Annotated in this window: 6 protein-coding genes; 3 read left to right on the plus strand and 3 right to left on the minus strand. The window is 62.3% G+C overall.

Going from position 1 to position 7,343, the window contains the following annotated elements:
• Positions 1 to 48: 48 nt before the first annotated feature.
• Genes C0V76_RS17475 through C0V76_RS17485 form a run of 3 tightly spaced genes read right to left on the minus strand, consistent with a single transcriptional unit; the run spans position 49 to position 2,320 of the window.
• On the minus strand, positions 49 to 1,416 hold the full coding sequence (locus tag C0V76_RS17475; protein WP_143707456.1) for a sensor histidine kinase KdpD: 1,368 nt from the start codon (positions 1,414 to 1,416) through the stop codon (positions 49 to 51).
• 52 nt (positions 1,417 to 1,468) lie between these two features.
• Positions 1,469 to 2,026, minus strand: a complete 558-nt coding sequence (gene greB / locus C0V76_RS17480) for a transcription elongation factor GreB (protein ID WP_101944189.1) — start codon at positions 2,024 to 2,026, stop codon at positions 1,469 to 1,471.
• Between the two features lie 54 nt (positions 2,027 to 2,080).
• On the minus strand, positions 2,081 to 2,320 hold the full coding sequence (locus tag C0V76_RS17485; RefSeq protein ID WP_101944190.1) for a DUF3567 family protein: 240 nt from the start codon (positions 2,318 to 2,320) through the stop codon (positions 2,081 to 2,083).
• A gap of 198 nt (positions 2,321 to 2,518) precedes the next feature.
• On the opposite strand from C0V76_RS17485, the gene C0V76_RS17490 reads away from it, so the two are divergent.
• From C0V76_RS17490 to C0V76_RS17500, 3 genes are all read left to right on the plus strand, one after another.
• Complete coding sequence (locus C0V76_RS17490) at positions 2,519 to 2,731, plus strand: YdcH family protein (protein ID WP_101944191.1); 213 nt, start codon at positions 2,519 to 2,521, stop codon at positions 2,729 to 2,731.
• Between the two features lie 52 nt (positions 2,732 to 2,783).
• A complete protein-coding gene (locus C0V76_RS17495; RefSeq protein ID WP_101944192.1) occupies positions 2,784 to 3,629 on the plus strand; it encodes an HDOD domain-containing protein in 846 nt (281 codons plus the stop codon).
• Between the two features lie 275 nt (positions 3,630 to 3,904).
• Positions 3,905 to 6,790: an adenosylcobalamin-dependent ribonucleoside-diphosphate reductase gene (locus C0V76_RS17500; RefSeq protein WP_101944193.1), complete on the plus strand. Its 2,886-nt coding sequence runs from the start codon at positions 3,905 to 3,907 to the stop codon at positions 6,788 to 6,790.
• Positions 6,791 to 7,343: the final 553 nt, after the last annotated feature.

Below are 7,343 nucleotides of genomic sequence, written 5' to 3' on the forward strand. Positions count from 1 at the left end.
GCCGCATTGTGCCCGCAGCCCTGCGCAGCGAAAAGCGCGGCGGGCGGATCAGGGCTGCGCCGGCAGGTCGACGATCAGCTCGGCACCGCCGAGGGCCGCATTGCGCGCCTGGATGCGCCCGCCATGGGCTAGCACGATATGCCGGCAGATCGCCAGGCCCAGGCCGGTACCCCCCGCACCGGTACGCGTCTGGCTACTCTGCACGAATTCATCGAAGACGCTTTCCAGCTCATCTTCAGGAATGCCCGGGCCGTGATCCACGATCGCCAAGCGTAACCAGGGCAGCTCCTGGCGTGTGGCCGCAACCAGACCGAGATGCACATTGATGCGCCCACCCGGCGGCGAGAACTTGATCGCATTGGAAAGCAGATTGCGCAGCACCTGGCCGATACGCAAGGCATCCAGCGCAGCAGCAGGCAGGCAGGGCTCTTCCTGCACCTCCACCTCCAGCGAAGCCGCCTGCAGCAGAGGCGCCAGCTCCACCAGGGCGGCATCCACCAAGGGACGCAGGCTCTGGGGCTGGAAGCTCATGCCCATGTGCCCTGCTTCCAGCTTGGAAAGATCCAGCAGCCCATTGATCAGCCCCAGCAGACGACTGCCGCTCTGATGCACCCGCTCGAAGTAATCGACGATCTTGCGCTCTCCCGCCCGCTCCATGCCGAGCTGGGAAAAGCTCAAGATCGCGTGCATCGGCGTGCGCAATTCGTGCGACATGTTAGCGAGGAACATGCTTTTCGCCTGACTTGCCTGCTCCGCTCGCGCGCAAGCCGCTTCAGCAGACTCCACCGCCGCCGCCAGCTCCAGTCGCAAGGCATCGGCCCGGCTGAGACTGCCCGCCGCATGGCGGCCATTGACGAAGGAAGTCAGAGTGAACACCAGCATGATGAAGCCAGTCCAGCGCTCGGCCCCGCTCTCCTGCAGGAGCAGAAAAATGCTGCCCGGCCCGAGCATGCCCAGAAAAAAAGCATAGAAGGCCGGCATGTTGGTCGACAAGGACATCACAGCCCCCGCCGCAACGCCCATCAGGCAGAGTGGGGCGACTGCACGCAAACCACTCTCGGCCTCGGGATAAAGCAGGTGACACAGCGCCCCCCAGATCAGGCCGGAGGCCCCCGCCATCAGCGCAAAACGGCGCTCCCACTGCGGCCCGCGCAGAAGTCCCTGTGGGTCGTTACGCCAGCGATGGGCAAGATAGAGTCGCCCGCCACTCACCGCGTTGAGTAACAAGGCCCAGGCATACAGCGCCCAGGCCGGACGCATGGCGCCATGAAACACCACCAGAACCAGCAGGCTGGCCAGTCCGGAAACAGCCAGGGCCCGGCGACTGTAGTCCAGATGCAGGCGCAACAAGGACTCGCGTGCGCGCGCCTGCATCACTGGATCAGGGCGATCAGAGGAACAAGCGCTATCAGCCACGGAAGACTCCTTGTCTTCCCGCTTTCACGACCGGCGAAGACGTCAACTTGAATCAGTCCTGCTTCAGATAACGGATTTCGAGCACATCCAGCTCACGCAGCCCACCCGGACTGGCAAAACGCACCGTGTCACCCTCGCGGGCTTTCATCAGCGCCTTGGCCAGGGGCGAGATCCAGCTCACCAGCCCCTCGCTGGCATTGGCCTCATCCACGCCCACGATCTGATAGACGAACTCCTCGCCCTCCTGATCGCAAACCGTCACCGTCGCCCCGAAAAAGACCTGCTCCAGATTCTCCTGCGCATCCGGGTCGACCACCGTTGCCGACTCCAGCCGCTTGATCAGGAACCGGATGCGTCGGTCGATCTCGCGCAGACGGCGCTTTCCATAAATGTAGTCACCGTTCTCGGAGCGATCACCATTGGACGCCGCCCACGACACGATGGACACCACCTCCGGCCGCTCCACGCGCACCAGCTGGTCGAGCTCGGCCTTCAGGCGGTTGAAGCCGCGCCGAGTGATGTAGTACTTGCTGCCCGCAGGCAAAGAGGGTTCAGCAGCGAGTTCGTCATCGTCGTCCTCGCTGCCTTCCTTGACGAAAGCCTTGTTCATGCGGCCAAGGATGCCACAGCCGTGCCGGAGCGGAAAACTTCCGTCGCGCAGGCGCTACTGATAGATCGCCGGCTGGGTCAGCAAGGCGTCGAAGCCATCAAGATAGGGATCGAAATCAAGCTCCTCGCCCTCCTCGTTCTGCTCCATCGCATCCTTCAGCTCGCGCTTGAAACGCTGGGCAGCATCACCCTCGAGCAAAACCCCGCGGGCCTTGCGTTTGTCGATCACTTCAATCGCCCCGACCGAGGGGTAGTCCACCACGTACAACACCGGATTGTTCAATACGATATTCATGATGAACCTCCTGTTACGTCGGGTTGGCGGCAAGGCAGGAGAACGATTTCACCGGGGCCTGATTTTGATATCGGTCCGCGAAGGGATTTCTCAAGTCCCCGATGGTTACGAGTTGTGTCGATGGCTTTAGGTTCCCCTGTTCAAACGCTATCGTGGACAGGAAAGCATCACAATAAGAAAAATTTCAGGAGCACACCGATGAGCGACATGTTCCAGGCTGCGATGAGCCTCAGTCATCGTCTCGACACCCTGCGCGCCGAACACCGCGAGCTGGATGAAGCAATCTCCCGCCTGTGCAACGGCGAATCGGAAGACGAGGTCATGGTGCGGCGCCTCAAAAAACGTAAATTGCTGGTCAAAGACCGCATCAACATCATCGAACACACCCTCGGCCCGGAAACTCAGGCCTGACAACCCCATCCCTTGCGGGGATAATGCGCCGATTCATCCGCAGGGGAGTGCCATGCATCTAGCTCAGGAACTCGTTGCCAGCCAGGACCACCTGGCCAGTCTGCCTGACCTGTACTACAAGATCCGCCAGGCGCTGGCGCGCCCCGAGCTGAGCATCGGCGAACTGGCCGAGCTGATAGCCAACGACCCCGCCCTCTCCGGCACCCTGCTGCACATCGCCAACAGTGCTTTCTACGGCTTCCCGCGACGCATCGAAACGCTCTCTCGCGCCATCAGCCTGATCGGCATGGAACAAGTAGGCGATATCGTGCTGGCCGGCACCCTGGCCGCCGCCTTTCACGGCATCCGCCCGCAGCGCATGGACATGCAACGCTTCTGGCGCGGCAGCATCCGCCGTGCATTGCTCTGCCGTCAGTTCGCGCGCAGCCTTGAGAACCGAGACTCCGAACGCAGTTTCATCATCGGCTTGCTCTCGGACATGGGCCACCTCGTGATGTACCACGCGGTAGCGGACCTGATGGGCATCGTGCTCGAAATGTCCAGCCTGGACCTGCGCGAACTAGCCCAAAAGGAGCGCGAAATCATCGGCTGCGACTTCAGTGAGGTCGGCGCGGCCCTCTGCGCCTCCTGGATGCTGCCGGCCAGCATCGGCACCGTCATCGGCTCGCAGCTCCAGCCTGCACTGGCCGGCGAATTTTCCTCCGAAGCCGCACGCCTGAACCTGGCCATCTCGATGGCCGAAGCCAGCGAACGTGGCGAGACCATCAGCGCCGCCTGCCCGCTGCTGGACCCGGACACTCCGGAGCTGTCTGGCGTCGACCTCGCACTGCTGCCCGTTTTTGCCGAAAACTGCGATGCCCAGCTCGAATCGGTGATGCAGTCCCTCGGGCTGGCCTGAAAACCCGCGCTTCAGAAAAGGTTTCTCGCCCACAGCGGAATCCGCTACGGGTTTTCCCGCCATCAGCTTTTTTCATGCGCTGAAAAGCCTTGCCAAAAGGCCGTTTCCGACGCACCTGCCCTTCAAGGCACAACCCTACATCTAGTGCAAGACTGCAAATCCAAAACTAGATGTAGTACCGTTCGCCTGTTCCAACGCTGCCGCCAGCCCCTCGTACCAAACGAGGCTTCTCAGGCGCCGCACGCCACAAAAAATCACTTAAGGGAGTCACCACGATGGATGCACAGATCCGCGACGAAGCCGTTTCCACCCTCGCAGAGCAAGAAATCTCGGGTGAGATCCTGCTCGAGAAATATGCGAAGGGTGACGAAACCTCGGTCACCGATGTGCGCCGTCGCGTCGCTCGCGCCCTCGCGGCCGTCGAAACTGAAGACAAGCGCGCCAAGTGGGAAGAGCGCTTCTTCGAAGCCCAGGTCGCCGGCTTCATCCCGGGTGGGCGCATCAACTCCGCCGCCGGCACCTCGCTGGCCGCCACCCTGATCAACTGCTTCGTGCAACCGGTGGGCGACTCCATCACTGAAGAAGTCGACGGCCGCCCCGGCATCTACACGGCGCTCTCGCACGCCGCCGAAACCATGCGTCGTGGCGGTGGTGTGGGTTACGACTTCTCCTCGATCCGCCCGGTGGGCGCTGCGGTGCGTGGCACCCAGAGCCGCGCTTCCGGCCCGGTCAGCTACATGCGCGTGTTCGACCGCTCCTGCGAAACCGTAGAGTCCGCCGGAGCCCGCCGTGGCGCGCAGATGGGCGTATTGAGATGCGACCACCCGGATATCGAAGCCTTCATCCATGCCAAGGATTCCGGCGACCTCTCCAACTTCAACATCTCCATCGGCGTGAGCGACGCGTTCATGAGCGCCGTTGAAACCAATGGCGACATCGAACTGGTGCACAAGGCCGAGCCGGCCAGTGACATCAAGGCCGCTGGCGCCTACCAGCGTGACGACGGCCTGTGGGTGTACCGCAAGGTGCCGGCCCGCGATCTGTGGGAGCAAGTCATGCGCTCCACCTACGATCACGCCGAGCCGGGCATCCTGTTCCTGGATCGCATGAACAAGGACAACAACCTTAACTACTGCGAAACCATCGAAGCCACCAACCCCTGCGCCGAGCAGCCTCTGCCGCCGTATGGCTGCTGCTGCCTGGGCTCGATCAACCTCACCCGCTTCATCAAGAGCCCCTTCACCAAGAAGGCAAAGTTCGATGAAGTCGCCTTCGGCAAGTGCGTTGCCACCTCGATCCGCATGCTGGATAACGTGCTCGACGTGACACACTGGCCGCTCGACCTGCAAGCGCAGGAAGCCGCCAACAAGCGCCGCGTCGGCCTCGGCTTCACCGGTCTGGGCGACGCCCTGATCATGCTCGGCCTGCGTTACGACACCCAGGCCGCCCGCGACATGGCCACCCAGATCAGCAAGGCCATGCGCGACTCCGCCTACCTCGCCTCGGTCGAACTGGCCAAGGAGCGCGGCGCCTTCCCGCTGTTCAACGCCGACATGTATCTGTCGGGCGGCAACTTCGCCTCGCGCCTGCCGAACGAAGTCAAAGAGCAAGTGCGCAAGCACGGCATCCGCAACTCCCACCTGCTCTCGATAGCCCCCACCGGCACGATTTCGCTGGCCTTTGCGGATAACGCCTCGAACGGCATCGAGCCGCCCTTCTCCTGGACCTACACCCGCAAAAAACGCATGGTGGATGGCACCCACAAGGAATACGCGGTCGAAGACTACGCGTGGCGCCTCTACAAGCACCTCGGCGGCAACACCGCCCAGCTGCCCGAATACTTCGTCACCGCGCTGGAACTCTCTGCCGCCGCGCACAAGGACATGGTTGCCGCCGTCGCCCCGTATGTCGACACCGCCATCTCCAAGACCGTGAACGTGCCGGAAGACTATCCCTACGCCGATTTCGAAGACCTCTACATGAGCGCCTGGAAGTCCGGTCTCAAAGGGCTGGCCACCTATCGCCCGAACAGCGTACTCGGCTCCGTCCTCTCCGTTGGCCCGAGCACCCCGGCCGCTGGCGACGACAAGAAGGCCCCGCACGACGTGCAGATGAGTGATGCCAACCGCCGCCTCACCATCCCCAACCTGCCCGCCCCGGTGCTCTCCAGCCTGCGCTGGCCGGGTCGCCCGGAGATGCCCGACGGCAACCTCTCCTGGACCTACATGCTCAACAGCCCCTCGGGCAGTTTTGCAATCTTCGTCGGCCAGGCAGAGAACGGCCGCCCCGGCCACAGCAAGCCCTTCGAAGTGTGGGTGAATGGTGCCGACCAGCCGCGTGGCCTCGGCGCCGTCGCCAAGACCCTGTCGATGGACATGCGCGCGAACGACCGCGCCTGGCTCAAACTCAAGCTAGACACCCTGGCCCATACCGTCGGTGAAGCCTCCTTCGAGCTGCCCTTCCCGCCGCATGGCGAGCACAAGCGCGTGCCCGGCGTCGTCTCGGCCTTCGCCCAGATCATCCGCCACCGCTGCGAAGCCCTCGGCGCCTTTGAAGGCGAAGGCGAAACCCCGGTACGCGACGCCGTATTCTCGGTGGCCGAACCCAAGACCGGCGCCGACGGCACCCTTTCCTGGACGGTAGACATCCAGAACCCGGCGACCAATGAAGACTTCGTGCTGGGCCTGAAAGAAATCACCCTGCCGGACGGCCCCGGAGGTCAGCCCCAGACCCGCCCCTACTCCATGTGGCTCTCGGGCAACTACCCGCGCGCCCTGGATGGTCTGGCCCGCCTGCTCTCGCTCGACATGCGCGTGGTCGACCCGGCCTGGATCGGCATGAAGCTGCGTAAGCTCCTGAACTACCCGGAACCCCTGGGTGACTTCATGGCCTTCGTACCCGGCACCCGCCGCCAGCAAAACTGGCCCAGCACCGTCGCCTACCTGGCCCGCCTCGTCATCCACCGCTACGCCATGCTCGGCGTGCTGGACGAGAACGGCTACCCAATGCGCGAAATGGGCATCCTCGAAACCCCACGTGAGAAGGAAGAGCCCAAAGTCATGCAGGGTGCAGCCTGCCCCGAATGCGGCAACCACACCATGATCAGGAAGGATGGGTGTGATTTCTGCACGGCTTGCGGGGCGGTGGGGACTTGTGGGTGATTGGAAGTTTGTGGAATTGAAACGAGGCTCCGAAAGGGGCCTTGTTTTTATTAGTCGAAACAAGATCTAAACAACGTTAGGTGCTCAAGAAAATGGGAACGCCTTACAACATGGCTTTCGCTTGTTTGAGCTGCTGCAAATCGTTTAAGCGCGAGCTCAATCTGTCACAAGAATGTCCTGCGGAGCTCCCGTGCCCAGATTGCGGCGGGCCTGCACACAATTTTGGAAGGCACTTCAAGTCACCGAAGAGGACCGACGCAAAACAATGGCTGAAAATCCGCTACCTGTTTTCACATGGTTTCCGGTTCCAAAAGATTCGTGTTGGCCCACGGCATCACGATGTTGTTCCGTATCCAGAAACTCTTGAGGCGGCACGTGAGTTCGTTGAAAAGTACAAAGCCTATGCCGTCAGATAGCCGCGCCGCACCTAACCATTCCGTCGAGAGGGACCGCCCACAAGCTGCGCTTGTGGGTTCCCTTCGCGGCTTCGCCGCTACGGCGGCCCCTCACGTCAAACGTTAGGTGCTCATGTCCGACCAAGAATGGAGGTTGC

Origin of the sequence: Uliginosibacterium sp. TH139, from assembly GCF_002855595.1 — a bacterium.
Taxonomy (GTDB): Bacteria; Pseudomonadota; Gammaproteobacteria; order Burkholderiales; family Rhodocyclaceae; genus Uliginosibacterium; species Uliginosibacterium aquaticum.